At 69.7% G+C, this 24,171-nt stretch carries 23 protein-coding genes and 1 tRNA gene; 8 read left to right on the top strand and 16 right to left on the bottom strand.

Translation table 11 applies throughout. The annotated features are described in order from the left end of the window. Positions 1-90: 90 nt before the first annotated feature. A complete protein-coding gene (locus ABXJ52_RS13545; protein WP_367042201.1) occupies positions 91-765 on the bottom strand; it encodes a DedA family protein in 675 nt (224 codons plus the stop codon). A gap of 260 nt (positions 766-1,025) precedes the next feature. On the opposite strand from ABXJ52_RS13545, the gene ABXJ52_RS13540 reads away from it, so the two are divergent. From ABXJ52_RS13540 to ABXJ52_RS13525, 4 genes are read left to right on the top strand one after another with little or no spacing between them, the layout of a single operon-like run. Next, positions 1,026-2,165, top strand: a complete 1,140-nt coding sequence (locus ABXJ52_RS13540; protein WP_367042199.1) for a hypothetical protein — start codon at positions 1,026-1,028, stop codon at positions 2,163-2,165. After that, a complete protein-coding gene (locus ABXJ52_RS13535) occupies positions 2,166-2,843 on the top strand; it encodes a DUF6182 family protein (RefSeq protein ID WP_367042197.1) in 678 nt (225 codons plus the stop codon). After that, a complete protein-coding gene (locus ABXJ52_RS13530; RefSeq protein ID WP_367042195.1) occupies positions 2,836-3,453 on the top strand; it encodes a hypothetical protein in 618 nt (205 codons plus the stop codon). The genes ABXJ52_RS13535 and ABXJ52_RS13530 overlap by 8 nt, the downstream gene beginning before the upstream one ends. 2 nt (positions 3,454-3,455) lie before the next feature. Continuing rightward, complete coding sequence (locus tag ABXJ52_RS13525; protein ID WP_367042193.1) at positions 3,456-5,105, top strand: GH3 auxin-responsive promoter family protein; 1,650 nt, start codon at positions 3,456-3,458, stop codon at positions 5,103-5,105. Between the two features lie 60 nt (positions 5,106-5,165). Here the strand turns inward: ABXJ52_RS13525 and ABXJ52_RS13520 are convergent. The 9 genes from ABXJ52_RS13520 to ABXJ52_RS13480 all read right to left on the bottom strand — a co-directional run bounded on the left by ABXJ52_RS13520 (position 5,166) and on the right by ABXJ52_RS13480 (position 15,408). Beyond that, positions 5,166-5,239, bottom strand: a tRNA-Lys gene (locus ABXJ52_RS13520). Between the two features lie 61 nt (positions 5,240-5,300). Beyond that, complete coding sequence (locus ABXJ52_RS13515; protein ID WP_367042192.1) at positions 5,301-6,059, bottom strand: IclR family transcriptional regulator C-terminal domain-containing protein; 759 nt, start codon at positions 6,057-6,059, stop codon at positions 5,301-5,303. A 195-nt stretch (positions 6,060-6,254) separates the two neighbouring features. Then, entirely contained in the window at positions 6,255-7,634 is a 1,380-nt protein-coding gene (locus tag ABXJ52_RS13510; RefSeq protein ID WP_367042189.1) for an MFS transporter, read from the bottom strand. 86 nt (positions 7,635-7,720) lie between these two features. Beyond that, the gene (aroA, locus tag ABXJ52_RS13505) at positions 7,721-8,956 is read right to left on the bottom strand and encodes a 3-phosphoshikimate 1-carboxyvinyltransferase (protein WP_367049037.1); all 1,236 of its coding nucleotides are present in this window, start codon (positions 8,954-8,956) and stop codon (positions 7,721-7,723) included. Between the two features lie 119 nt (positions 8,957-9,075). Then, positions 9,076-10,605 (bottom strand): asparagine synthase-related protein, encoded by a 1,530-nt coding sequence (locus ABXJ52_RS13500; protein WP_367042188.1) that lies wholly within the window; start codon positions 10,603-10,605, stop codon positions 9,076-9,078. A 15-nt stretch (positions 10,606-10,620) separates the two neighbouring features. Beyond that, a complete protein-coding gene (aroA, locus tag ABXJ52_RS13495; protein WP_367042186.1) occupies positions 10,621-11,925 on the bottom strand; it encodes a 3-phosphoshikimate 1-carboxyvinyltransferase in 1,305 nt (434 codons plus the stop codon). 22 nt (positions 11,926-11,947) lie between these two features. After that, positions 11,948-13,273, bottom strand: a complete 1,326-nt coding sequence (locus tag ABXJ52_RS13490) for a hypothetical protein (RefSeq protein ID WP_367042184.1) — start codon at positions 13,271-13,273, stop codon at positions 11,948-11,950. Continuing rightward, a complete protein-coding gene (locus tag ABXJ52_RS13485) occupies positions 13,270-13,707 on the bottom strand; it encodes a RidA family protein (protein WP_367042182.1) in 438 nt (145 codons plus the stop codon). The genes ABXJ52_RS13490 and ABXJ52_RS13485 overlap by 4 nt, the downstream gene beginning before the upstream one ends. A gap of 129 nt (positions 13,708-13,836) precedes the next feature. Further along, positions 13,837-15,408 carry an MFS transporter gene (locus ABXJ52_RS13480; RefSeq protein WP_367042180.1) on the bottom strand — a complete coding sequence of 524 codons (1,572 nt, stop codon included), beginning with the start codon at positions 15,406-15,408 and terminating at the stop codon, positions 13,837-13,839. A 175-nt stretch (positions 15,409-15,583) separates the two neighbouring features. Between ABXJ52_RS13480 and ABXJ52_RS13475 the strand changes: the two genes are divergently transcribed. After that, positions 15,584-15,895: a helix-turn-helix domain-containing protein gene (locus ABXJ52_RS13475; RefSeq protein ID WP_367042178.1), complete on the top strand. Its 312-nt coding sequence runs from the start codon at positions 15,584-15,586 to the stop codon at positions 15,893-15,895. 140 nt (positions 15,896-16,035) lie between these two features. Continuing rightward, complete coding sequence (locus tag ABXJ52_RS13470) at positions 16,036-16,764, top strand: methyltransferase domain-containing protein (protein WP_367042177.1); 729 nt, start codon at positions 16,036-16,038, stop codon at positions 16,762-16,764. 83 nt (positions 16,765-16,847) lie between these two features. Here the strand turns inward: ABXJ52_RS13470 and ehuA are convergent, their stop codons facing one another. Genes ehuA through ehuB form a run of 4 tightly spaced genes read right to left on the bottom strand, consistent with a single transcriptional unit; the run spans position 16,848 to position 19,957 of the window. Next, complete coding sequence (gene ehuA, locus ABXJ52_RS13465) at positions 16,848-17,663, bottom strand: ectoine/hydroxyectoine ABC transporter ATP-binding protein EhuA (protein WP_367042174.1); 816 nt, start codon at positions 17,661-17,663, stop codon at positions 16,848-16,850. Further along, a complete protein-coding gene (gene ehuD, locus ABXJ52_RS13460) occupies positions 17,653-18,300 on the bottom strand; it encodes an ectoine/hydroxyectoine ABC transporter permease subunit EhuD (RefSeq protein WP_367042172.1) in 648 nt (215 codons plus the stop codon). Before ehuD ends, ehuA begins: the two co-directional genes overlap by 11 nt. Continuing rightward, positions 18,297-19,025 carry an ectoine/hydroxyectoine ABC transporter permease subunit EhuC gene (gene ehuC / locus ABXJ52_RS13455; protein ID WP_367049035.1) on the bottom strand — a complete coding sequence of 243 codons (729 nt, stop codon included), beginning with the start codon at positions 19,023-19,025 and terminating at the stop codon, positions 18,297-18,299. Before ehuC ends, ehuD begins: the two co-directional genes overlap by 4 nt. 2 nt (positions 19,026-19,027) lie before the next feature. Next, a complete protein-coding gene (ehuB, locus tag ABXJ52_RS13450) occupies positions 19,028-19,957 on the bottom strand; it encodes an ectoine/hydroxyectoine ABC transporter substrate-binding protein EhuB (protein WP_367042170.1) in 930 nt (309 codons plus the stop codon). 97 nt (positions 19,958-20,054) lie between these two features. On the opposite strand from ehuB, the gene ABXJ52_RS13445 reads away from it, so the two are divergent. After that, positions 20,055-20,555, top strand: a complete 501-nt coding sequence (locus tag ABXJ52_RS13445; protein ID WP_367042169.1) for a DUF3830 family protein — start codon at positions 20,055-20,057, stop codon at positions 20,553-20,555. A gap of 13 nt (positions 20,556-20,568) precedes the next feature. On the opposite strand, the gene ABXJ52_RS13440 is transcribed toward ABXJ52_RS13445, so the two are convergent. Then, positions 20,569-21,972 carry an amidase gene (locus ABXJ52_RS13440; protein WP_367042167.1) on the bottom strand — a complete coding sequence of 468 codons (1,404 nt, stop codon included), beginning with the start codon at positions 21,970-21,972 and terminating at the stop codon, positions 20,569-20,571. A gap of 40 nt (positions 21,973-22,012) precedes the next feature. Further along, positions 22,013-22,969 (bottom strand): D-2-hydroxyacid dehydrogenase, encoded by a 957-nt coding sequence (locus ABXJ52_RS13435; protein WP_367042165.1) that lies wholly within the window; start codon positions 22,967-22,969, stop codon positions 22,013-22,015. Between the two features lie 364 nt (positions 22,970-23,333). Here ABXJ52_RS13435 and ABXJ52_RS13430 point away from each other — a divergent pair, with 364 nt between their 5' ends. Continuing rightward, positions 23,334-24,170 (top strand): decarboxylase, encoded by an 837-nt coding sequence (locus ABXJ52_RS13430; RefSeq protein ID WP_367042163.1) that lies wholly within the window; start codon positions 23,334-23,336, stop codon positions 24,168-24,170. Position 24,171: the final 1 nt, after the last annotated feature.

Here is a 24,171-nt window from a genome sequence, read left to right as displayed (position 1 = left end):
CACTAGTGCCGCCGCACCGCCGGGGCAAGATCGCTCAGCCTGGACGGGAAGGGGACGGGTGTTTGTCGCGTTGCCTGTCATCGTCGTGGGTCAGGAGGTACGGCGGTGCTGGGGCTGCGCCTGCGGCTGCTTCCTGGACCGCACGCACATGACCACGTAGACGACGATGGCGGCGACGACCAGGACGACGACGGCCTTGGAGAGGAATCCGACGTAGGTCCCCACGGTGTCCCACTGGTCGCCGAGCCAGTAACCCGCCATCACGAGGACCGAGTTCCAGACCAGGCTGCCCACGGTGGTCAGGGCCAGGAAGACCGGCAGCGGCATGCGCTCCACACCGGCCGGGATCGAGATGAGGCTGCGGAAGATCGGCACCATGCGGCCCAGGAGCACCGCCTTCGTGCCGTGCTTGGCGAACCACTGCTCGGTGCGCTCCAGGTCGGAACTCTTGACCAGCGGCAGCTTGGCCCAGATGGCGTGCATGCGCTCACGGCCGAACAGCACGCCGATCCAGTACAGGACGGCGGCGCCGACCACCGAGCCGAGCGTGGTCCAGAACAGCGCGGACGCCAGGCTGATCACGCCCTGTCCGGCGGCGAAGCCGGTCAGCGGCAGGATCACCTCGCTGGGCAGCGGCGGGAAGAGGTTCTCCAGGGCGATGGCGAGACCGGCGCCAGGAGCGCCCATCGCGTCCACGAGGTCGGCCGCCCAGCCCGCGATGCCGCCCGCGGGTTCCTGGGGGAGGGCGAGAGTCACGAGATCCATGCGGTTTCTCCAAGCTGGCGGGACGGCGGCTGTGGCACAGCCATCGGGATTCATCAGCAACGCTAGAAACCGTGGCTCGGCGGCGGTATGCGGATTGCCGTCGAACGGGGTGGGGTTTTCCGCAGGACCCGGCGGTGCGGGCGCCGTGCCGGGACGCGGCAGAGGGCCCGGGGGACGGCCCGGCGACGGTAGCTGGCATGTTCCTGCAGTCCTCGTCCGGGAGGCCCGGCGGGCCGGGCGGCCGGACATAGAGTCCCGGCATGCCGAGCGACGACCCCGCACGGTGGCGCGTGCTCGTCGCCCCCGTCCCGATAGCCCCGACCAAGCCGCTCACCCTGAGCCACGTCAAAGGACTGCTCTGGAGCGACGTGCTGCACCGGGCCACCGGACTGCTGCATTCCACCGACCATCTGCACAGTTGGACGGTCGGTGTCGACAACGCGCAGACCCACGGCTTCTGGGCCCATCTCGACGCCGTGTACCCCGGGACGGACTTCTCCGCGTTCGACGAGGAGAGGATCGGCGGTCTGTACGTCGCCTACCAGCGGGAGCGGGAGTCCGGCCCCGAGTTGCGGGGTCCCATCGGCGGCAGCGGCGCCCTGCATCCGGCGGGCGCACGCATCCTCGACCTGTGGGTGGACCGCTATCGGGAACTCGGCATCCCGGACCCGGGCCTGCGGGTGCACAAACCCCCGCTGATCACGCTCGACGCCCTCGTGGACCTCCTGGCCGAGCACGGTCTGTGCGTCGACCACCGGCCCTGGAACGGCCCGGTCTACCTGGACGGCACCGCGCACGGCCTCCCCCTGCGCCGTCTCGCGGGCGCCGACGGTCAGGCCAACTACCTCGCCGGGGTGCTGCGCGAACTCGTCCCGCTGATCGGCGCGTACGACGCCATCGTGCTCCCCTTCGACAGCGCGTCGCTGCCCGACTACGTCCTCGTGCGCTACGTCCTGTCCCGGCTCGGCGCCCGGGTCTGCCTGGTCTCCGTCGGCCGGGTGCGCACCGACGGCAGGGCCGCGGGCCCGCCGCCCTCCAGCAGGTACGGCGGCTGGCAGGGCCGCACGGCGGCCGACCTGGCCGGGCGGTTCCTCGACCTGGTGGGCCCGCGCACCTACCGGCTCGGCATGCGGCTCTACTTCGTCGCGACGCTGGGCCGCGGCGACCGCGAGCCCTACCGGCCCGAACTGGTGGGGCGCTGCATGGCGCGGGCCGCGCGGCTGCTCGCCGAACTCCCGGCGGACCACGACCCCGGCGCCGCCGACCCGGGCCTGGTCCGGCACCTGCGCCGGCACGCGCGCCCGCATCCGTACGTCGACCCCTACCGGCTCACCACCGCCCTGCTCGCGCGGGACCGGGCATCCGCGGGCCGGACACTGCTCAAAAAGGTGTACGTCTGAATGCACACGCAAGAAGAACTCCGCGAGCTTCTGGACACCCGCATACGCGCCGCGGGACCGCGGCGCACCGGGGCGTCCGCCGTGGCGGTGCTGCGCGGCTTCGACCCGCGCGGATTCGCCCGCTCCGCACTGGACTTCGCCACCTGGCTGCCCCCGCGGGACCGGGCGCGGTGGCAGGCCGACTTCACCCGGACCGTGTTCCTCGCGGGCAATCCGCGGAACCTCGCGGGCCGTCTGCCGCCCTCCGTCGTCGCCCCCGACGGCCAGGTCGCCTGGTACGCCGCCGGCCCCCGCGTCACCCACCGCGAACTGCGCCTGCTGCTGCGGGCGGTCCAGGGCGACCTGCCCTCCGTCCTGCCGGGCCCCTTCACGCTCGACGTGCCCCACGCCCCCGCGGGGCCGGCGCGGCGGGGCGGCGGCGCCCGGCGCCGGCGGATGACGGTCGCCACCGCGGGGCTCTCCCTGCCGCGCTATCTGGTGCACGTCAATCACACCCTGGCCGAGTCCGTGCTGACCGGAGTCCTGGCCCCCGGTGACGTACTGACGGTCCATCACGTCGAGGAGCTGCCAGAACCCATCGCCGAGCCCTGCTATGTGAGGGTGCATCAGGACCCGTGCGACCCCGACCGGCTGCGCGCCTTCGCGCGCGTCGAGGCCGAGGAGGACGCCCGTGGCTGACCCGGACTTCTGGGTCCTGCTCGGCACCGACTACTGCGGCAAGTCGTCGGTACTCGCCGCCCTCGCGGACCGCGGCGGACGCGTACGGCCCACGTCGTACGACCCGCCGATGCTGACCGGCGACTACCGCGCCCTGGCCCAGCTGCCTGCCGCTCTCGGCAAGGCGTACGCGGGAGGGAACTCACCGGACTACGTCATGGCGCTGCTGAACGTCGCGGTCGCCTACCTGCGGGACAGCGTCCTCACCGCGCCGCCGGAGAGCACCCCGCTCCTGGACTCCTACTACTACAAGATCCTGGTCAAATGCCGCCTCCTGGGCCTGACCGACGGGCCCTGGCAGGAGTACTGGCAGTCCTTGCCGCGCCCGTCCGGTGTGGTCCTCCTGGACGTGGCGCCGGCCACCGCGTGGCGGCGCAGTGGCGCGGGAGCCCTGTGCAACCCGATGGAGTACTACGGGCCGGCACCCGACGTGGAGTCCTTCACCCGTTTCCAGCGCGACCTGCGGGCAGGACTCCTCGACGCGGTCAGGGGCCTGCGTGTCGAGCACGTCCCGGCGGGCCAGGACATCGCCGCCACCACCGACCACGTCCTGCGCGCCATGAAGGAGTGACCGTGCGACCTCCGCGCAACCACCCGGGCGACGCCGCCTTCCGGCAGGAACTGGTCCGCGCCAAGGGCCAGTTGGCCGCTTCCGTGGCCGACCCCGCCCAGGCGCAGCGCCACGTCTTCGAGGAACTGCTCGCCCAGGCCGCGGGCAGCGAGTTCGCCACGGAGCACGGCCTTTCGGGCGTCCGCACGCTCGACGAGTACCGCAGGGCGGTGCCACTGCGCACCTACCAGGAGTACGACCCCTGGCTGGCCCGCGCCGCCGACGGCGCACCCGGTGTGCTCACCCGTGCGGAGCCGCGGCTCTTCTTCACCACCAGCGGCAGCACCGGCTCGCGCAAGCGGATACCGGTGACGGAGCCGTTCCTCAGGAACGTCTACCTGCCCTACTTCCGTGCGGCGATGGGCGTGCCCGCCGAGTACTTCCCCGAGTCCCTCTCGCTGGGCGCGGCCACCCTGAACCTCCGCCACGACCGGCTCGCACGGCCGAACACCACGCGGTCGGGGCGGCCGAGCCTCGGCCCGAGCCAGGCCGATCTGCGGGGCGGCTTCGGGGTCACCCTCCGGGAGCCCGGCAGCGAGGCGCCGTGGGCCGAGCTGCCCGTGCCGGTGGACGAGCGGGACTACCTGGAAAAGCTCTACCTCCGTCTGCGCATGGCCGTGGAGCACGACGTGCGCTGCGTGATCGGCCACAATCCGACGATGCTCGCGATGCTGCCCGAGCTGCTCGCCCAGTGGTGGCCGCGGATCCTGCGCGACGTGCGCGACGGCACCCTCGGCGGCCGCCCGGGAGGCACCCCCGACCCGGTCCGCGCCGCCGAGCTCGAGCGGCACGGCCCCGCGCCTGCCGCGGTCTGGCCCCGCGTCCGCGTGCTCTACTGCTGGACCGGCGGCGTCGCCTCGCTGTATCTGCCGCGCCTGCGGGAGGTGTACGGCGACGACGTCACCGTCCTTCCCACCCCGGCGGCGGCCTCGGAGGGGCCGGTGGGGGTGCCGCTCGACCGGCACCCGCACGCGGGCCACCTGGCCGTCTCGTCCGCGCTGTACGAGTTCGTCGACGCGGCCGACGACGTGCGCGCGGACACCCCCACCCTCCTGTACGGCGAGCTGGAACCCGGCCGCGACTACCACGTCGTCCTCTCGCACCTGGGCGGCCTGTACCGCTATGTCCTGGGCGATGTGGCCCACGTCGTGGACCGGGTGGGAGCGGCGCCCCGGGTCGCGTACGCGGGCCGGGCGGGCCTCTCGGACGTGGCGGGAGAGCGGCTGCGCGAGATGCAGCTGGTGCGTGCGGTGGCCGAGGCGTCGCGACGTACCGGCATCGATGTGATCAACATGACCGCCAGGCCGGAGCGGGCGGACGGGTCCCACCACTACACGGTGGCCGCCGCGTTGAGCGGTGCGGACACCTCGGGCGTGACGTCCTTCGCGGGCGTGCTCGACGAGGAGCTGTGCCGGGCGAACCCGCACTACCGGCGGGCACGTGCGGGCGGCGCCCTCGCCGCCGCGCGCGTGCTGCCCGTGCCGGCGCCCGCCTTCGTGGCGAACTGGCACCGCAGGGTCGCCGCGGGGATGCGCCCGCCCGAGGTGAAGGACCAGGTGTTCCAGCCCGACGGGGCGGCCTGGGATCTGATCACGGCGACGAGCGGCACCTGAGAAACGCGAAAGGGCTTCTCGGAGAACCGAGAAGCCCTAGGTCAGCGACCTGATCGCTAGTGCGCCGCCAGGGACTCGAACCCCGGACCCGCTGATTAAGAGTCAGCTGCTCTAACCAACTGAGCTAGCGGCGCCTGCTGACTCGAAAATAATACCTGGTCCCGGAGGGTGCTCGGGACCGCCCGCGAGGCGTGCCTAGATCGCCAGCGAGAGCAGCACGGGCGCCGCACCGCGGTTGAGCGTCCGGGCCGCTTCCCGCAGCCGGTGCGCGTGCTCCACCGGCAGGGAGAGCGCCAGGCAGCCGACCGCGGAGCCCGCGGTGATGGGGACGGCGGCGCAGACCGTGCCGACCGCGTACTCCTGGAGGTCGAGGACCGGGACGGTGGCGGGTTGGGCGGCGAGGCGGTTGAGCAGCACCCGCTCGTTCGTGATCGTCCGGGAGGTGAGGCGGGCCATCTTGTGGCGGGAGAGGTGGTCCCTGCGGCCGTTCAGGTCGAGCTGGGTCAGCAGGCTCTTGCCGACCGCGCTGGCGTGCGCGGAGGAGCGGAAGTCCACCCACTCGTTGACCTTGGGGGTGCGGGGGCCGTCCGCGAAGTCGGTGATCTTGATTTCGCCGTCCTCGTACCGGCTGATGTAGACGGCGGCGCCGATCGAGTCGCGCAGCCCGTCGAGGGTCAGCTTCAGCTTGTCCCGCAGGGCCTGGTCGCGGCAGTGGGCCGAGCCGAGGCGGGCGAGGGATGCGCCGGCCACATACGCACCGTCGGCCACCTGCTCGACGTACGCCTCGCGGCGCAGCATGCGCAGCAGGGCGGCGAGCCGGGGTGCGGGCAGTCCGGTCTGCCGGGCGAGCTCGACGTCGGTGACGCCGCCGTCGTGCCGGGCGACGATCTCGAGCACCCGCAGGGCGCTCTGCACCGAGTGCTGCGGCGTGGTCGGCTCGTGCTTCAGCGCCACGGCTTCCCCCTGCGTGGAACGGTTCCGGACAGCTGGGCTCCGTCCCACGATAGCCGCCAAGAGGCCCATGTGGAGCGGCTGTTGACGAGATTGGTGGCGCGTCCCAGCTCTGTCAGCAGGAACGCGCCACCCTGGCATATGCCACAGTCATGCGCACCCCGCTCCGCGGCAAGGTGAGCAGGGCGATACGCAGGCTCAACCGTTCCGCGCCGCCTCATCGAGCGTATGTCCGTGCGTCTCGGGCGCGAGCCACACGGACACCAGGGCCCCGACCGCGCTGATGGCCCCGACGACGAGCATCGTGGCCGAGACGCCTACGCCCGTCAGGAGCAGGGGTACGACGAAGGTGCCGAGCACCGCTCCCACCCGGCTGGTGGCGACCCCGACGCCGAAGGCCGTCGCACGGATCTCCGTGGGGTAGATCTCGTTCGGATAGATCCACTGCAGGATGGTCGGGCCGCCGATGAACAGCGTGTACACGCCGAGCAGGAGAGCGACGGCCCCCACGGACGTCTCCGGCACCAGGCCCAGCGCCAGCAGGCTCGCACTGGCGATGGCGAAGGGCAGGACGAGCAGCGTCCGCCTGCGCACCCGGCCCGCGACGAGCGTGGCCACGACCGTTCCGGCGAGCAGCAGCAGACCGATGGCCACCGACCCCAGGTTGTCCGTCTCCGTACCCCCTGCGGTGTCGATGCCCAGGGCGTCGAGCAGCATGGGAGCGAAGCTGTACAGCGCGTAGACCGGCGTCACCGAGCAGGTCCAGAAGACGGCCACGAAGAGGGTGCGCCGCAGATACACGCCTTGGAAGACCTGCCGGAACTCCGTGGCGGCGGGCCGGCTCTCGATCCCGTCGAGCCGGGCGCCCGGCCCGTACACCTTGCGCATCACCCGCAGGGCCTCGTCGGTACGGCCTTTGCTCAGGAGCCAGCGGGGGGACTCGGGTGTACCGACGCGCAGGAGCGCCAGGGCGAGCGCGGGTACGGCGGGGGAGACGAGGATCCACCGCCAGGCGTCCGGCCCGAGCCGCAGCAGCGCGTCACCGACGAGGTACGCCGACGCGTTGCCCGCCGACCACATGATGGTCTGCAGCCCGATCAGCCGCGGGCGGGACCTGCGGGGAGCGAACTCCGCGAGGAGCGAGGACGCGATGGGGTAGTCCGCCCCGATGGTGACGCCGAGCAGAACACGCAGCACCAGCAGCTGCTCGGGCCCGGTGACGAAGAACTGGGCGGCCGCGCACACGGCGATCGCGGCGATGTTGAGGGAGTACATCACCTTGCGGCCGACGAGGTCGGTGACGTACCCGAAGACGAGGCCCCCGACGAGGATGCCGAGCAGTGCCGCCGCCGCGAGCATGCCCTGCCACAGGCCGCTCAGCTGCCACTGCCGGGCGATCTGTGGCAGGGCGAGGCCGACGACGCCCAGTGCGAAGCCGTCGAGGAAGGGGCCGCCGGAGCAGAAGGCGGTGAGCCGGCGGTGGAACCAGGTCACCGGAGTGTCGTCGATGAGGCTCGTGACCGGCTCGCCGGGACGGAGCTCTGCGGGCGGCGGCGCGGCCGGCGCAGGCTTGGCCATGGTTCCTCCCAGTCGAAAGGGGGCGAAGGAGCGCAGGGGTGGGCCTCGGCTGGGTGCCGGCGTGGCTGACCGCTGCCGACGGGGTGTCAGCCCTTGGCCATCGTTTCCCACAGATCCGGGAAGTCGGGCAGCGTCCTGCCCGTCGCGGTGATGTCGTCCACCTCGATCCCCGGGACGACGAGGCCCAGGATCGCGCCCGCCGTCGCCAGCCGGTGGTCGTTGCAGGCGTGCCAGGTACCGCCGTGCAGGGCACGCGGGGTGATGAGAAGTCCGTCGGAGTTCTGCTCCACCGCGCCGCCGAGCGCGTTGAGCTCCCGCTGGAGTGCGTCGAGGCGGTCGGTCCCGTGGCCGCGCAGGTGCGCGATCCCGCGCAGCCGCGACGGCCCGTCCGCCAGGGCCGCCAGCGCGGCGACGGTAGGAGTGAGCTCACCGAGAGCGTGCAGATCCACGTCGATGCCCTGCAACCGTCCGGGCCCGGTCACGGCCAGCCCTTCGGGCGTACGAGCGCAGGAGGCGCCCATCTCCCCGAGGATGTCGCGGATGGCAGCACCGGCCTGAGTGGTGGACTCCGGCCAGCCGGGCACGGTCACTGTCCCCCCGGTGACCGCCGCCGCGGCGAGGAACGGCGCCGCGCCGGCGAGGTCGGGCTCGACCTTGGTGTCCAGTGCGTGGACCGGGCCGGGACGGATGTGCCAGACGTCGGGCGTCGAGTCGTCGACCTCGACGCCCGCGCGCCGCAGCATCTGCACGGTCATGGCGATGTGCGGCCGCGAGGGCACCGGCTCTCCGCGATGTGTGACGCTGACGCCTTGCTCGAACCGTGCGCCCGCGAGCAGCAACCCGGAGACGAACTGCGACGACCGGGACGCGTCCACGGTGACCGGACCGCCCAACAGGCGCCCCCTGCCGTGGACTTCGAACGGCAGGCCGTGCCCGCTGAGCTGAGCGCCCACCAGCCGCAGGGCGTTGATCGCGGTTGCCATGGGGCGGTTGCGTGCCTGCAGATCGCCGTCGATCCGTACCCGCCCCTCGGCGAGCGTGGCCACAGGCGGCAGGAAACGCAGGACAGTACCGGCGGGGCCGCAGTTCACGTCGGCCGGGCCACGCAGCGAACCCGGCGTGATGCGCCAGGCGCCGTCGGCCGTCTCCTCGATCGTGGTGCCCAGTGAGCGCAGGGCGCCGGCCATGAGAGCGCTGTCACGGCTGTGCAGGGGTTCGCGCACGGTGGACGGTTCATCGGCGAGCGCCGCGAGGACCAGGGCGCGGTTGGTCATGGACTTCGAACCTGGCAGCCGTACCCACGCGTTGACGGGCCGGTCCATGTGGGGTGCGGGCCAGAAGGGAGCTCTGTACATGACGGGCTGTGCCTTCCTCGGTCTGGTGGCCTGAGCCACCCCTGGGGGTCCGCCTCCCGGGAGACGGACCCCCGGGAGGCGGACCCCTAGGAGACGAACTCGAAGTAACCGTTGGCGGAGTAGTCGTAACCCGCCCTCTTGTGCCGCTCCCGCGGCATCGGGAACCCGGCCTTCAGGTACTGCTGCAGGAAGAACGCCCCTTCCGGTGTATCGACACCGATGTCCGCGCCGAGCCCGGGCTCGACACCGCCCTGCGTGCGGGCGTAATCCACAAGGGTGTTCTTCAGGCCGCTGCCGTCGGGCATCCGGATCTTGGGCCGGTCGACGAGATACGACGGCAGCCGGCCGCGGAACGCCTCTCGCAGCAGCCACTTGTCCTGCCCGTCGCGGAGCTTCAGGTCCATCGGCACCGAGTAGGCGAACTCCAGGAGGTGACGGTCCATGAAAGGCACCCGTGTCTCGACGGAGTGCATCATGCTCGACCGGTCGACCCGCTGCAGATCGGTCCGGTGCAGATTGTGGACCCGGTAGCGCATCAGCCCGACAGGATCGTCGTGCTGCCTGAACAGGTCGTATCCCGCGTTGACTTCATCACTCCCCTCGCCGCACAGCGCGAGCTTGAACCCGTGCTGTTTGACGAGACGGAAGGCGAACTGCCCGACACAGGTGTCCATGGCGTCGATCGCCTCGAAGAACTCGGCCCCGTGCACGACCTCCGGAATGGCGTCGATCAGCTCCTGCCGGTCGAGGCGGGCGACCACATGCGCGATTCCCTCCTCCCGGCAGTAGCGCTCTGCCACCTCGACATCGGCCGAGCCCTCGAAGCCGATCGTGAAGGCTGTCACCGCCGGGTGGAAGCGGCGTGCCGTGTGGAGCACGGCCGCGCTGTCTATCCCGCCGCTGAACGTCACCGCGAGTGGCAGATCCGTGTCCACCTGCTGCCGCACCGCCTCGTCGAACAGCCGGCGGTAGGTCGCCACCGCGTCCTGCGGGCCGATGTCGCGCGGTTGCGTCGACAGGCTGAAGTACCGCTGCTCCCGGCCGTCCTTGAGGTACGTCCCCGGACTCACGGTGTGAATCGGGGCGTCGTACGTCAGCAGGCACTTCTGCTCCGACGCGAAGTAGTAGGCCGTGCCCCGCCGGACGTAGTAGAGCGGCTTGATCCCTACGTGGTCCCGGGCGGCCAGGAACGTCCCGTCCCGCAGGTCGTGGAGCACGAACGCGAACATGCCGTTGAGACGGTCGAGCAGCTTCTCGCCCCACTCCAGATAGCCGTGGATCAGAACCTCGGTGTCCGAGGCCGTACGGAACGTGTGGCCGAGGTCCTCCAGCTCCTTGCGCACGGTCCCGAATCCGTAGAGCTCTCCGTTGTAGGCGACCCGGATCTGTCCCTGTGCGTCGGTCTGGGGCTGCTGGGCGTGCTCACGGTCGACGATGGCCAGCCGGTTCGTGCCGAGGGCCGCTCCGGTCCCGACCGAGCGCTCCGCGAAGCACTCCGGGTCGCCCCGGTGGCGGATCCGGCCGAGCATGCCGAGCAGTTCCCGGTCGCGGCGCTCCAACTGCCGCTCGGTGTCCGCACTCGGGGCGGTGTCGATGATCGCTGCGATTCCGCACATGGTCTGCGACGCTCCTCAACTCTGCACCGTGACGCGTCCGCCGATGCGCTGCAGTTGCTCGAAGAAGTCCGGGAAGGTCTGGGCGACGTACTGCGGGTCGTTGACGGTCAGGCCCTCGCGGCTGCGCAACGCGATCAAGCTCATCGCCATGACGACGGCGTGGTCGTAGTGACTGTCTACGGCGACCCCGCCCCGCACGCCCTTGGACGAGCCGTGGACGATCAGTTCGTCCTGCTTCTCCTCCGCGGCGACACCCGCCCGCTCCAGCTCGCGACGGAAGTCACTGATCCGGTCGCACTCCTTGTAGCGGATGTGCTCGATGTTGTGGAAGCGGCTGGTCCCGTCCGCGTGCGCGGCCAGCGCGGCCAGCGGCAGCACGGCGTCCGGTGCCTTCGCCCCGTCGAAGTCGAGCGGTCGCAGCGTCCCGCCGCCGCGCACCCGTACGCTCCGCTCGCCCACGTCGAGGGCCACCCCCATGCCCAGCAGGTGCTCGAGGACGCCGTCCAGCTCCTCCAGGCCGTGGTGGTCGATGTCGACCGTGGAATCGACCGCCGCCGCAAGCGCGAGCAGCGCGGCCGTGCTCGCGGGGTCGGACCCGATGCGGTGGTGAGCGGCCTCGAAGCGGGTGTCCGCGGCGACCGCGAAGGACATGAAGTCGTCGGCGGGCACCACATCGACGCCGGTCGCGCGCAGCACGGCGAGCGTGGTGTGCACCGGCGCAGGCGCCTTCAGTTCGTCCGGTACGCGCACGGTCAGCGGCTCGTCCAGGAGCCCGCCGAGGAACAGCAGCCCGCTGAGGTACTGCGAACTGCGGCGGCTGTTGATGCTGACGTCCCCGCCGTGCACCCGCCTGCCGTCGAGCGTGATGGGCAGCCGCCCCTCCGCGCCCGCGGTCACCTCGACGCCGAGCGTGCGCAGCGCGTCGACCATCTCGCTGTTGGAGCGCCGGCCCAGGGACGCGCTGAACGGCGTCATGAACGTGGTGCGGCGGAGCACGGCCGTCGCGCCCATCAGGAGCCGAAGCACCACCCCGGAGTTCCCCGGATTGACGGTGACCCCGTCCTGCTGCCGTCCCGAACCCGTGACCACCAGGCGGTCGGGCGCCGGGAAATCGATCCCGGCGCCAAGGGCCCGGCAACTGTCGATCATGGCGCGGACGTTCTGGCTTCCGGCGATGTTGTCGATCTCGCTGCGGCCCGGCGCCAGCGCGGCGGCCAGCACGGCCCGCGCCGAACAACTCTTGGACGCGGGCGGGTTCGCCGCGCCCTTGAGCTCTCCCGCCGGGTGTATGTGCAGTGCTTTGTACTGTACGAAACCCATGCTTCTGTCTCCTACGAAGAGGTCAGGCCGGGCTGACGCCGGCACCGAGGGTGTTCAACGAGGTGAGGAAGTCGGGGAAGCTGGCGTGCAGATGCTCCGCGCCGCCGATGGCTGAAGGGCCTGCGGCGCCGAGCGCCGCCGTCGCCAGGCTCAGAAAGATCCGGTGATCACCGTGACTGTCGAGCGTGACGCGGCCCGCGGGCGTCTGTCGCCCCGAGGTGACGAAGCCGTCGACTCGTCCGTCGGGGCCGTGGCTCGGCCCGATCCGGCAGCCCATCCGGGTCAGTTCACGGATCATCACATCCACACGACGGCACTTGTGATGGTTGACGTGGCCGGCGTTGCGCAACGTCACGCGCGCCTCGACGAACGGAGCGATGGCGGCCAGCGTGGGCACGACGGTGGGGATGTTGCTGCCGTCGATCTCGATGTGCTTTGCGGTCGGATCCCCCTTCTCGATCCGCAGCCGTCGTTCGACGGGGTCGTACGCCGTACGTATCCCGAGCTGGTCGAGGACGGCGAGGAAATCCCGCTCCGAACTCAGCTCCGACGGGTAGTAGTCGTCGATCGTGACGGACCCGTGCCCAGCCGTCGCCACCGCCCCGGCCAGATAGGACAGGGCGGTGAAGTCCGAGGCCAGCTCGTGCACTCCCGCGTCGTAGACGCTGGGATGTACGACGAACGACGAGCCGTCCCGCTCGATGCCGGCCCCCTGCCGCCGCATCATCGACTCTGTCAGGCCGATGTAACCTTCGCCCACCGCACCGGCGGTCGTGCACCGGATGCGGACGGGCCTCTCGGCCAGTGGAGCGATCAGCAGGACACTCGTCAGCACCTGTGAGCTGTGCTGGGTGTCGACCGTCGCCGTGCCACCGAGCCGGCTGCTGCCCCGTATCCGAGTCCGCAGATGGCCGGCGTCGCTGATGTCGGTGAGCGTGCCTCCGAGTTCGGGGATGAAACTCAGGTACTCCGTGACCGGCCGCTTGAGCATCGCCGCGTTCCCCTCAAGGACGGTCTCGCCCGGGGAGAGGCAGGCGACCGCCGCCATGGCACGGAAGTTGAACGCCGACCCCACCACGGAGACCTTCGCGCTGCCCGGCCTCACGGACTTGCCGACGCCGGTCAGCTGCAGGGACCGGGAGTCCTGCCCGGTGACGTCGAGGCCGAACTCCCGCACCGAGCTGAAGAGGCTCTCCGCCTCGGACGACCAGGCCGGATTCACGATGGTGCTCGGCGCGTTCGCCAGGAGGCTCAACAGGAGGGCGCGCTGCATGTGGGGCTTCGAATGAGGAACGTGCGTGGCACCCGATAAGCCGTCAAGTGCCGGGCGTATCTGTGTGGTTGTCATCGCAGACCCCGCGCCGTCAGTTCCGGCACCACCGCGGTCGCCGTGATCTCCACCAGGAAGTACGGCTTGACCAGCTGGGCCTGCACCGTGGTGTTCACCGGGGGAGTGGCGCCGAAGTGCTCCTTGTGCGCACGGGCGTAGTCGTCGAAGTGGCTGAAGTCGCTGAGGTGGGTCGCCGTGGCGACCACATGCTCCAGATCCGATCCCAGATCGCGCAGGGCGCCCTGGATCTTCCGGATGATGAAGTCGCTCTGCGCGTAGGCGTCCTCGCCCTGCGGGTTTCCCTCGCCGTCGGCGGCGACGGTGCCCGCGATGAAGACCTGGTTGCCGACCCGCACTCCGCGGGCGTATCCCATCTGGGGCTCCCATACGGAACTGCTCCACACGGTCTCCCGCTCGGCCGCCCGGGTACCCGTTTCCTCGAATGTGGTCATTCTCTTTCTCCTTGTATTTCTCTTCGGATCCCCGGTTCTGGGCACATGTCGGCCCTCGGGGGAAATGGATGAGAACAATCAGGTGACGCAGAATGATGCGGCCGCTTCAGCGGTTATTGCCGCCCACGGTCATTCGGGCCGACTTTCGGCCGACACGTTCTCGCCATCGCGCTCCTTGGCGGCGGATGGTTCCGATGGGCCGGAATGCGTCTGCTCTTTCCTCAGCCCCACCGCGGCCACCACGCCGAGCAGTGCGAGCGCTGCCGCGGAGAGGGTGGTGGCCACGGTGAACCCGGTGTCGAAGGACTTCCGCGCGCTCTCCAGGAGAGCGTCGCCGACCTCGCCGCCGACGCGAGCCGCCACTTCGGAGGCCGCGCCCAGTGAGGTACGAGCGCTCTCCGCCTGTGCGTCAGTGGCCTCGGGCACCGTCTTGAACGTCGAACGGTAGACCAGCGACATCGTGGTGCCGAGGAAGGCGAGCCCCAGCCCGGCCCCGAGCGAGAACGAGGTCTCCTGGAGTGCCCCTACTTCACCGGCGCGCTCCGGCCTCGCGGAGCTCAGCATGATGTCGGAGCCCAGCGTCATGACCGCCCCGGAGCCGAGTCCCGCCGCGATCAGCGCCGGATAGTTGCCTCCCGCGCCGAACACGCCGAACGCGGCCATCGCGGCAGCCAGCAGCAACAGCCCGCCGGACAACCCGTGTCGGTGCCCGAACCGCGCGCTGAACCGAGGGGCGAACGCGGCACCGACGGCGTTGGCCACCGCGAGCGGGGTCAGTGCGAGCCCGGCCTCCAGCGGCGAGTACCCGTCCGCGAGCTGAAGCCGCTGGGTGAGCAGGAACAGCAGCGCGGCATAGGAGCCGTAGCACACCATCGTGCACAGGGAGGCCAGCGTGAACCGCCGGTCGGCGAAGTGTGAGAGATCGACCAGCGGATTGCTGATCCGCCGTTGCCGGATCACGAACGCGGCCGACAGGCCAAGTCCCGCGACCAGCACACTCCAGGTCAGCACCGCCGATCCGGAACCGGATCCTTCACCGAGTTTCTGGAATCCGTAGACCACGGCGGCGAGCCCGAGAGCGGACAGCACGGCGCTCGCGCCGTCCCACCGGTGCGGCCGCGGATTCTTCGACTCCGGGATGAGCAGCACACCGGCGACGAGCGCGACGAGGACGATCGGCAGGTTGACGAGGAAGACCGACCCCCACCAGAAGTGCTCGATCAGGGCGCCGCCGAGCAGTGGCCCCACCGAGACACCGACGCTGTACGCAGATACCCACAGACCCACCGCGACCGAGCGCTCCCGGTCGTCGGGGAAGAGGCCCCGGATGATGGCCGGCGTACTCGACATGATCATCGCGCCGCCGACTCCGAGCGCGGCCCTGGCGGCGATCAGCTGAAGGGGCCCGTCCGACAGGGCCGCGGCGAGCGACGCGAGGCCGAAGACCGCGAACCCGGTCATCAGCATGCGTTTTCGTCCGAACCGGTCTCCGAGCGTCCCGCAGGTGATGAGTCCGGCGGCCACAGTGAGCGCGTAGCCGTCGACGATCCACAGGAGTTCGGAGCCACTGGGCAGCAGCTGCTGACTGATGGTCGGCACAGCCACGTGGAGCACGGTCAGATCCATGCCGACGAGCAGCAGGCTGGCGCAGAGCACGGCCAGTGATACCCAGCGGCGTTGCGGGTGTCGTTCTGTCTCCATGATCACCCATCTAGCGTGAACACAACTAGTACGGTGTGCAAGTACGGTCTTTTCTGTGACCTGGTATTACGCGGTGTCCTGAGTACCACGCTGTATACCGGCTGCGAGGGGGTTTCAAATCAGTCACTTATCTGAGCGCCTGGAAAGCATCGCCGACTTTTGCGACACCGAGGTCATGTTCGCGGTGGTCGGCGGCAAGTGGAAGCTTCTGATTGTGCTGTATCTGCTCCGTGGAAAGCATCGCTTCAACGAGCTCCAACGGGCCCTGCCGGCCGACATCACCCATCGGATGCTCAGCAGACAGCTGCGCGAGATGGAGCGGGACGGCTTGGTGCACCGGACGGTGTTTCCGGAGGTGCCGCCGAGGGTGGAGTACGAGCTCACACCGGCGGGGCGCAGCCTTGAGCCTCTCATGGAGCAGGTCGAGAGATGGGGCTCCTGGTACCGCAAGTACCTGCGGGAAATGGCCTTCAGGGCCGATGAGTGACCGTCCGGCCGAATTTCGACCCTCTGCGGCAGCATCCGTTGTTCGCCCGGCCGGGGCCCGCATAGTGGCGAAGGGCAGAAGGATCATGCCCACACGCACATCGAAAGCGAACCGGACAGCGGCCCTCATTGGAGAACGCAATGTCTCAGGTGGAAACCCCGGAAAGCTACTACCGGCGGACCCTCGCACTCAGCAGTAACGACGTGACCAGGGACGACAGGCCCAAGACCTTCACCCTGTACGACAAGGAGTGGGATCTCCTCGACGAGGTCTTCGCCCCGATCTACCGGCCCTCGACCAACGTCTCGCTCGACTTCCTCGGTCTCCTGGAGCCGGGGCGGTTCGCGTGGGACTCCATGCTGGAGATGGGATCAGGCACCGGCCTGATCTGTGTGACGGCCGCGCTTGCGGGCTGCCGTCGCGTGGTCGGCGCCGACATCAATCCGCACGCCGTCGAGAACACCCGTCTCAACGCCGCCCGCCACGACGTCACCGATCGCGTCAAAGCCGTGCACAGCGACCTGTTCGCCGGCCTCGCCGAGGACGAACGCTTCGACGTCATCTTCTGGAACTCCAACTTCATCTGGGCCCCGGAGGACCACGAGTTCGTGTCCCCGCACGAGCACGCCTTCCTCGATCCCGGGTACGAAGCCCACCGGCGCTTCCTGCAAGAGGCCCCGCACTGGACCACGGAGTCCGGCTCGGTACTCCTCTTCTTCAGCAGCACCAAGGGAGATCTTCCCGGCCTGCAGCGCCTCGCCGATGAGACCGACCGCGACCTGAATGTCCTGCGCCGCGAGACCATCCAGGACGGCACGGACATGGCGGAGTCGGAGTACCTCCTCATCGAGGTGACGCCAGCGGGGTGACGACCCAGCGGGACCGTGGCTCTGACGCCACGGTCCCGCTCCGTCGTCCTCGGTCCTGTTGCCTGCCGCTCGGTGATCGGGGGCTACAGCACCGCGGAGAGGAACTCCCGGGTGCGCTCGTGCTCGGGTTCAGTGAAGATCTTCTCCGGGGTCCCGGCCTCGATGACCCTGCCCGAGTCGAACATCAGGACCTGGTCCGAGATGTCACGGGCGAAGTTCATCTCGTGGGTCACGCAGAGCATCGTGATGTCCGTGGTGTGCGCGATGTCCCGCAGGACGTCGAGGACACCCGCCACCAGCTCCGGGTCGAGCGCGGACGTGACCTCGTCCAGGAGCAGCACCTGCGGGCGCATCGCGAGGGCCCGCGCGATGGCGACGCGCTGCTGCTGGCCGCCGGAGAGCTGCGTCGGGTACGCGTCGGCGCGGTCCCCGAGCCCGACCAGATCGAGCAGCTCGCGCGCCCGCTGCTCCGCCTCGTCCTTGGACAGGCCGAGTACGTTGACCGGGGCCTCCATGATGTTGCGCAGGACCTTCATGTTCGGGAAGAGGTTGAACTGCTGGAAGACCATCCCGATGTTCTTGCGGACCTCGCGGATGTGCTTCTCGCCCGCCGGGACGAGCTTGCCGTTCTTCTCCTCGTGCATGAGGTAGTTGCCGCCGACCTTGATGGTGCCCTGATCGGGCTTCACCAGGGTCATCAGGAGACGCAGGATCGTGGTCTTGCCGGATCCGGACGGGCCGATCAGCGTGACGTGCTTGCCCGAGTCCACGGAGAAGTCGAGCTCGTCGAGGACGGTGTTCGACCCGTAGCGCTTGACGACCTTGTCGAAGCGGATCAGCTCGCGGCCGTCGACGGCCGGGTTGGGGGTTTCCTGGGAAGTGCTGCTGTCAGCGGACAAGACGACGCTCCAAAACTCGCAGAAGAAGAGAGGCCGGGTAGGCGATGACGATGAACGCGATGCCCACGATGCTGATCGCCTCGTAGGTGAAGGTCGCCTGGCTGTATCCCTGGGCCTGGCCCAGCATGTCGAGCGCGCCGATGGCAGCCATCTGCGGCGACTCCTTCAGCATGACGATCACGTAGTTGCCGAGCGCGGGGATCACCCTGCGCACGGCCTGCGGCAGGATCACCGCGGTCCAGGTGCGCTGCTTGGTGAGGCTGAGCGCGGTGGCCGCCTCCCACTGCCCTTCAGGGACGCCCTCGATGCCCGCCCGGTACACCTCGGAGGTGTATGTCGAGTAGTGCAGGCCGAGCCCGACGATGCCCGTGACGAGCGGGGACATGGACGGGCCCCACTCCGGCACCACGTAGAAGAGGAAGAACAGCTGCACCAGAAGCGGAGTGTTCCGGATGAACTCGGTGAACACCGTCACCGGCCAGCTGATCCACTTCTTGTCCGACCGCTGAGCGATGGCCCAGACCATGCCGAGCGAGAAGGCGATCAGGGTGCCGAAGAACAGCGCCTTGAGCGTGATCCACACGCCGTCCCAGAAGAGGGGCATGAAGTCATCGACGTTCTGCCAGTCCCAGTTCACTTGGCACCCCCGCCGGTGACGACGTCGATCGACGACTTGGAGCGGATCCCGCTGAACAGCCCCAGCTTCTCGGGAGTCTGTCCCACGCCCTTCTTGGCATGCCGCTCAAGGAGGCGCATGCCGCGCGTGAGGATGAAGGCGAACACGAAGTACAGCCCGAGCAGCAGCGTGTAGATCGGCCCGCTCTCGGTCGTGACGAGACGGAGCAGATCGCCGGCGAAGGTCATGTCGGCCACCGCGATGAGGGAGACGAGCGAGGTGCCCTTGAGCAGCTCGATCAGCAGGTTGTTGAACGGTGGCAGCATCTCGGGCCAGGCCTGCGGCAGTTCGATGCGGCGCAGCCGCTGCGACGGCGTGAAGTTCAGGGCGATGCCCGCCTCGCGCTGCGCTGTCGGCACCGCGGCGAGCGCGCCGCGCACGATCTCGGACGCGTACGCCCCGTAGGTGATGCCCAGGGCGATGACGCCGGCGAAGAGCGGCTCGAAGCTGATCCGGAACAGCGCGGGCACTGTGAACGCGATCCAGAACATGAAGACCAGCGACGAGGTGCTGCGGAAGATCTCGAAGTACGTCCCGGCGAGGAAGCGCACGATCCACAGGCGGGATGTGCGAAGGACCCCGATGGGGAAGGCGATCAGGAAGGCGAGGGCCGCGCTGAGGAAGGTGACCTGCACGGTGATCCAGATGCCGGGCAGGAACCAGTTCTCGAAGAACTCCGACGACATCATCAGGAGGCTCCCTTCACCGGGGGGCACAGCTTCTCGGCCGTCAGATCGGTCATCTCGGTCTCGGTGAACCCGAACGGCTTGACGATCCTGAGCAGTTCACCGCTCTCCTTCAGCTTGTGCAGCTCCTTGTTGAAGGCGTCCCGCAGGGTCTTCTCGGACTGCCTGAAGGCGAAACCACCCGCCCCGTAGACCGGTTCGCCGTCGACGAGCGGCTGGAAGGGCTTCGTCGCCTCCACCCGCCGATTGTCCTTGACCACGTCGCGCACGGTGACCGCGGTCCCGGCGAAGGCGTCGACCCGGCCAAGTGCGACGGCGTCGGCGCCCGCCACCTGGTCGGGCACCACGAGGACGGACTTCACGCCGTTCCCCTCGGCGGTGGCGATCTGCGCGTAGGCCGTACCACTCGCCAGCTTCAGGCCCTTCTTCGCGATGTCCTCATATCTCTTGATGCCGTGCGGATTGCCCTTCTTCACGATGAAGGAGTCGAGCATCAGGTAGTCGGGATCGGAGAACAGCACCTGCTCGCAACGCACGGGGCTGATGTACATGCCTGCCGAGACCACGTCGAACTGCCGCGCCTGGGTCAACCCGGGGATCAGCGCACCGAACTTGGTGGGCACCGCCTTGACCTTGGGCACGCCAAGGCGAGGGAAGATCACTTTGGCGATTTCCGGCGCTTCCCCGGTCACTTCACCGTTCTCGTCGATGTATCCGAACGGGACCTCGCCCGCGACCCCGATACGGACCTCACCTGCGTCACGCAGCCGGTCCAGCAGATCTCCCCCCTCGACCTTCCCTTCCTCGGGCACCCGGCTGCAGGCCGCGCCCCCGAAAACCCCCAGTGCCGCCACGCTCGCTCCGGTGAGCAGAGAGCGGCGGCGTACTGCTTTGCCGATGAATCCCTCGTTGTTCCCAAGTGGTGGAGCCATGGGCGCGCGGCTACCCGACTCGACGCAAGATATGCGGGCCAATTTCAGCCCCTGATGCAATCGTTGTCCTCTTGACCCAGGGAGGAGCATGGGACACATGGCAGACCGATTCATCGAAGTCTCCCTCGCCAAGCGGGGAGTTCAGTGCACGGCAAAGCTGCTCGACGACCGGGCCCCGTTGACCTGCGCGGCGGTGTGGGAGGCACTTCCGCTCAGCGAGGACGTCTATCACGCGAAGTACGCCCGCAATGAGATCTACGCCCTCTTTCCGGCTTTCGCGGACCGCGAGCCACCTCTGGAGAACCCGACAGTCACCCCCATTCCCGGCGACCTCTGCTATTTCTCGTTCAACGGGACACAGTTGGGCACACAGTCCTATGGGTACGAACCGGCCGCGGACGTCAAGGCGGGCGCCACGGTCGTGGACCTCGCCCTCTTCTACGAGCGCAACAACCTGCTGCTCAACGGCGACGTCGGCTGGGTCCCCGGCATCGTCTGGGGGCAGGTGGTCGACGGCCTCGACCGGATGGCCGAGGCCTGCAACGACCTGTGGCGCGGCGGCGCGCAGGGCGAGACGCTGAACTTCCGCAGGGCGTAGCCGCCGAGGGAGCTCAGTTCACCGCGGGCGGCGCGATCCTCGCGCTGCCCGCTTCGTACAGCGCGTGCGCGGCCCGCAGGACGAGCGCGTCCGCGTGCCGCGCCCCCACGATCTGCACCCCGATCGGCAGCCCCTCCCGGTCCGTCCCGCAGGGGACGGTCGCGGCCGGCTGCTGCGTCATGTTGAAGGGGTACGTGAACGGCGTCCATCCCGTCCACCGACGATGGCCGGAACCTTTCGGTACCTCCGCTCCCGCCTCGAACGCGGTGATCGGCAACGTCGGAGTGACCAGGAGGTCGTACGTCTGGTGGAAGCGGCCCATGCGACGGCCTAGCTCCATGCGTACGTCAACTGCGGCAAGGTAGTCGAGCGCGCTGTACCGGGCGCCCTGCGCACAGATCTCGCGCAGCCCCGGGTCGAGCAACTCCCGCCGCTCCGGCGGCAGATGCTGGATCACCCGCGCGGCGCCGCTGAACCACAGCGTGTGAAAGGCCTCCACCGGGTCCGTGAAGTCGGGGTCCGTCTCCTCGACGTACGCTCCCTGCGCGGCGAGGGACTCCACCGCCTGCCGCACCGCGGCGGCCACCGCGGGCCGCACCGCGACCTGGCCGCCGAGCGAGGGTGAGTACGCGATGCGCAGGCCGCGTACGCCGCCTTCGATACCCGCGCTGAAGCTGTCCGCGACCGGGCCGAGCTGCGACCAGTCCCGGGGGTCGGGGCCGCTGATGACGTCCATCAGGAGCGCCGCGTCCGCCGCGTCCCGCGTCATGGGGCCGACGTGCGCGAGCGTGCCGAACGCGGACGCGGGGTACAGCGGCACCCGGCCGTACGTCGGCTTCAGCGCGAAGATCCCGCAGAAGGCGCCCGGGATGCGCACCGAGCCACCGCCGTCCGTGCCCAGCGACACCGGCGCCGCGCCGAGCGCCACGGCCGCCGCGCTGCCGCCGCTGGAGCCACCAGCGGTGCGCGAGGTGTCGTACGGATTACGCGTGATCCCGCTCTGCGGGCTGTCCGTGACGCCCTTCCAGCCGAACTCGGGCGTCGTCGTCTTGCCGATGAACACCGCGCCGTGCTCGCGCAGCCGCGCCACCGACGGCGCGTCCTCGTCCCAAGCCCCCTCCGGGCGGACGGACTTCGAGCCCCGCAGCGTCGGGCCGCCGCGTTGCAGCAGGATGTCCTTGACCGAGACCGGAACCCCGTCGAGGAGCCCCCGCGGCTCACCGCGCCGCCACCGCCCGGCGCTCTCCTCGGCCTGCGCGACAGCCTGTTCGTCGTCCACGCGCACGAAGGCGTTCACCGCGGGCTGCACTTCACCGGCCCTGCGCAGCGCCGCCCGTGTCGCGTCGACCGGACTGACTTCGCCCTTGCGGTAGGAGTCGACGAGTTGAACCGCGGTGAGATCCGTGAGCTCGGTCATGCACGCTCCTCAGGGGGTGGGACGTGACGTTCGGCAGTGATCAATTCCCGGGTACATACCCACGTTTCTTGTCGACCACGTTGGAAAGAGGCCGCCCGGCCGCCCACTCCTCGTACAACTCGACGAACTGAGCGCCCAGTTCATCGCGCCAGCCCACCGTGTCGCCGCTCATGTGCGGGGAGACGAGGAGGCCCGGCGCCGTCCACAGCGGGCTGTCCGCGGGCAGCGGCTCGTGCTCGAAGACGTCCAGCGCCGCGCCCGCGATCCACCTCTTCGACAGGGCCGCCGCGAGATCGTCCTCCACGACGAGCGCGCCGCGCCCGATGTTGATGAAACGCGCCGACGGCTGCATCATCCCGAAGCGCCGCTCGTCGAACATGCCGCGCGTGTCGTCCGTGAGCGGCGCCGCGCACACCACCCAGTCGGCCCGCGCCATCAGCCGGTCGAGCTCCTCGGGGCCGTGCACGCCGCCCCGGGCGCTGCGCCCCACCAGGGCGGTGATGATCCCGAGCCCCTTCAGCATGCGGACGATGGCGTGCCCGATCGGCCCCGAACCCACCACGCACGCGCGCGTACGGGCCACTCGCTGGGTCTCGCGGTGCCGCCAGGTGCGCTCGCCCTGGAGCTGGAGGGTGCGCGGCAGATCCTTCGCCATGGCGAGGACGAGGGCCGCCACGTACTCGGCGATCGGCTGGTCGAAGACGCCGCGGGCGTTGGTCACCAGCGTGTCGGACTCGGCGAGCTCCGGGCACATGAGGCGGTCCACGCCCGCGCTCGCGGTGTGCACCCAGCGGGGCCTGCGGCCCTCGCCCGGCCAGGCGTCGCGCACGGCGTCCGAGAGGAAGTCCCACACCAGCAGCACGTCGGCGAGGGGGAGTTGGTCCGCCAGGGTGTCCGCGTCCGCGTGCAGGATCCGGGCGCGGCCGGTGAGGCTGCCGAGACGGGGCGGCGGAGCGGGGGACGGGGCGTCAAGGACCAGAACGGTTGTTTCGGACATCGGGTCCTTCGTCGATTCGGAGGCCGGTTCGGAGGTCGGCTCGGAGGCCGGCTCGCAGGTCGAGGACATCGAGGAGAAACCGCTTCGCAATGAGAGTCCGCTTCCCTTAGTTCTGTGTCGGCCAGAGCCGTCTGAGATGCGCGGATTGACCACGCTCGCACCTGAAACTACCTTCGTCAACAGAGGTGCTCTATCACAAGCACCCCACGGTTAAGTACGCTCCGTATGAGGCCGTAGCACACTCTGTAGCGCTTTTTTCGCGCCTTCTGCCCCGTCCCGACGTCCCGGCGCGTCGCCGGTTCCGCATCTCCCGGCCCCCGGCCGGTCCCTCCAATGCACGTACGCACGAACTTGGGGCCTGCTCATGGACGTCTCCTTCCTCGGCGGACCACACCCTCAACGCGGTGTAGGTGTCGTCGCCCCTTTCGACTTCGCACTCGACCGGGAGCTCTGGCGCTGGGTGCCGGACGAGATCTCCCTCCATCTGACCCGCACCCCGTACGTCCCCGTCGAGGTAAGCCTTGACCTGGCACGACTCGTCAGCGAGCACGAAACGCTCGGCGAGGCGGTGCGCGCGCTGAGCGCGATCGGACCCGAAGTCCTCGCGTACGCCTGCACGTCGGGCAGCTTCGTCGGTGGGATCGCCGGCGAGCGCGCGATGTGCGAGGCCATGACCCGCGAGGGCGAGGTCTCCGCCGTCACCACGTCGGGCGCGCTGCTCGAGGCGCTCGAGGATCTGGGCGCGCGGCGCATCGCGCTCGTCACGCCCTACACCTGGTCCGTGACGCAGTCCCTGGAGGAGTACCTGGGCGAGTCGGGGGTGTCCGTCACCGGCCGCGCCTACCTGGGCCTGACCAGGCACATCTGGAAAGTCCCCTACAAGGACGTGGCGGACATGGCACGGCGGGCGGTGCTCGGCGGGGCCGACGCGCTCTTCATCAGCTGCACCAACCTCGCCACGTACGACGTCATTCCGCAGCTGGAGGCGGAGCTGCGGATGCCCGTGATCTCCGCGAACCAGGTGACGATGTGGTCCGCCCTGCGCAGGCTGGGTACCCATGCCGTAGGGCCCTACCAGGCGCTGATCAATCCGAGTGCCAGGCCGGGCACGGGCCCGGTCGCCGCGCCGGGCGAGCTGCCCGGTGTGGTACCGCTCGATCCGCCCCAGGGTCTGCCCGAAGGACCACCAACGCTGCCTTGAA

Source organism: Streptomyces sp. Je 1-332 (genome assembly GCF_040730185.1).
In the GTDB taxonomy this organism is placed as follows: Bacteria; Actinomycetota; Actinomycetes; order Streptomycetales; family Streptomycetaceae; genus Streptomyces.
This window is presented reverse-complemented; position numbering and strand designations above follow the sequence as displayed.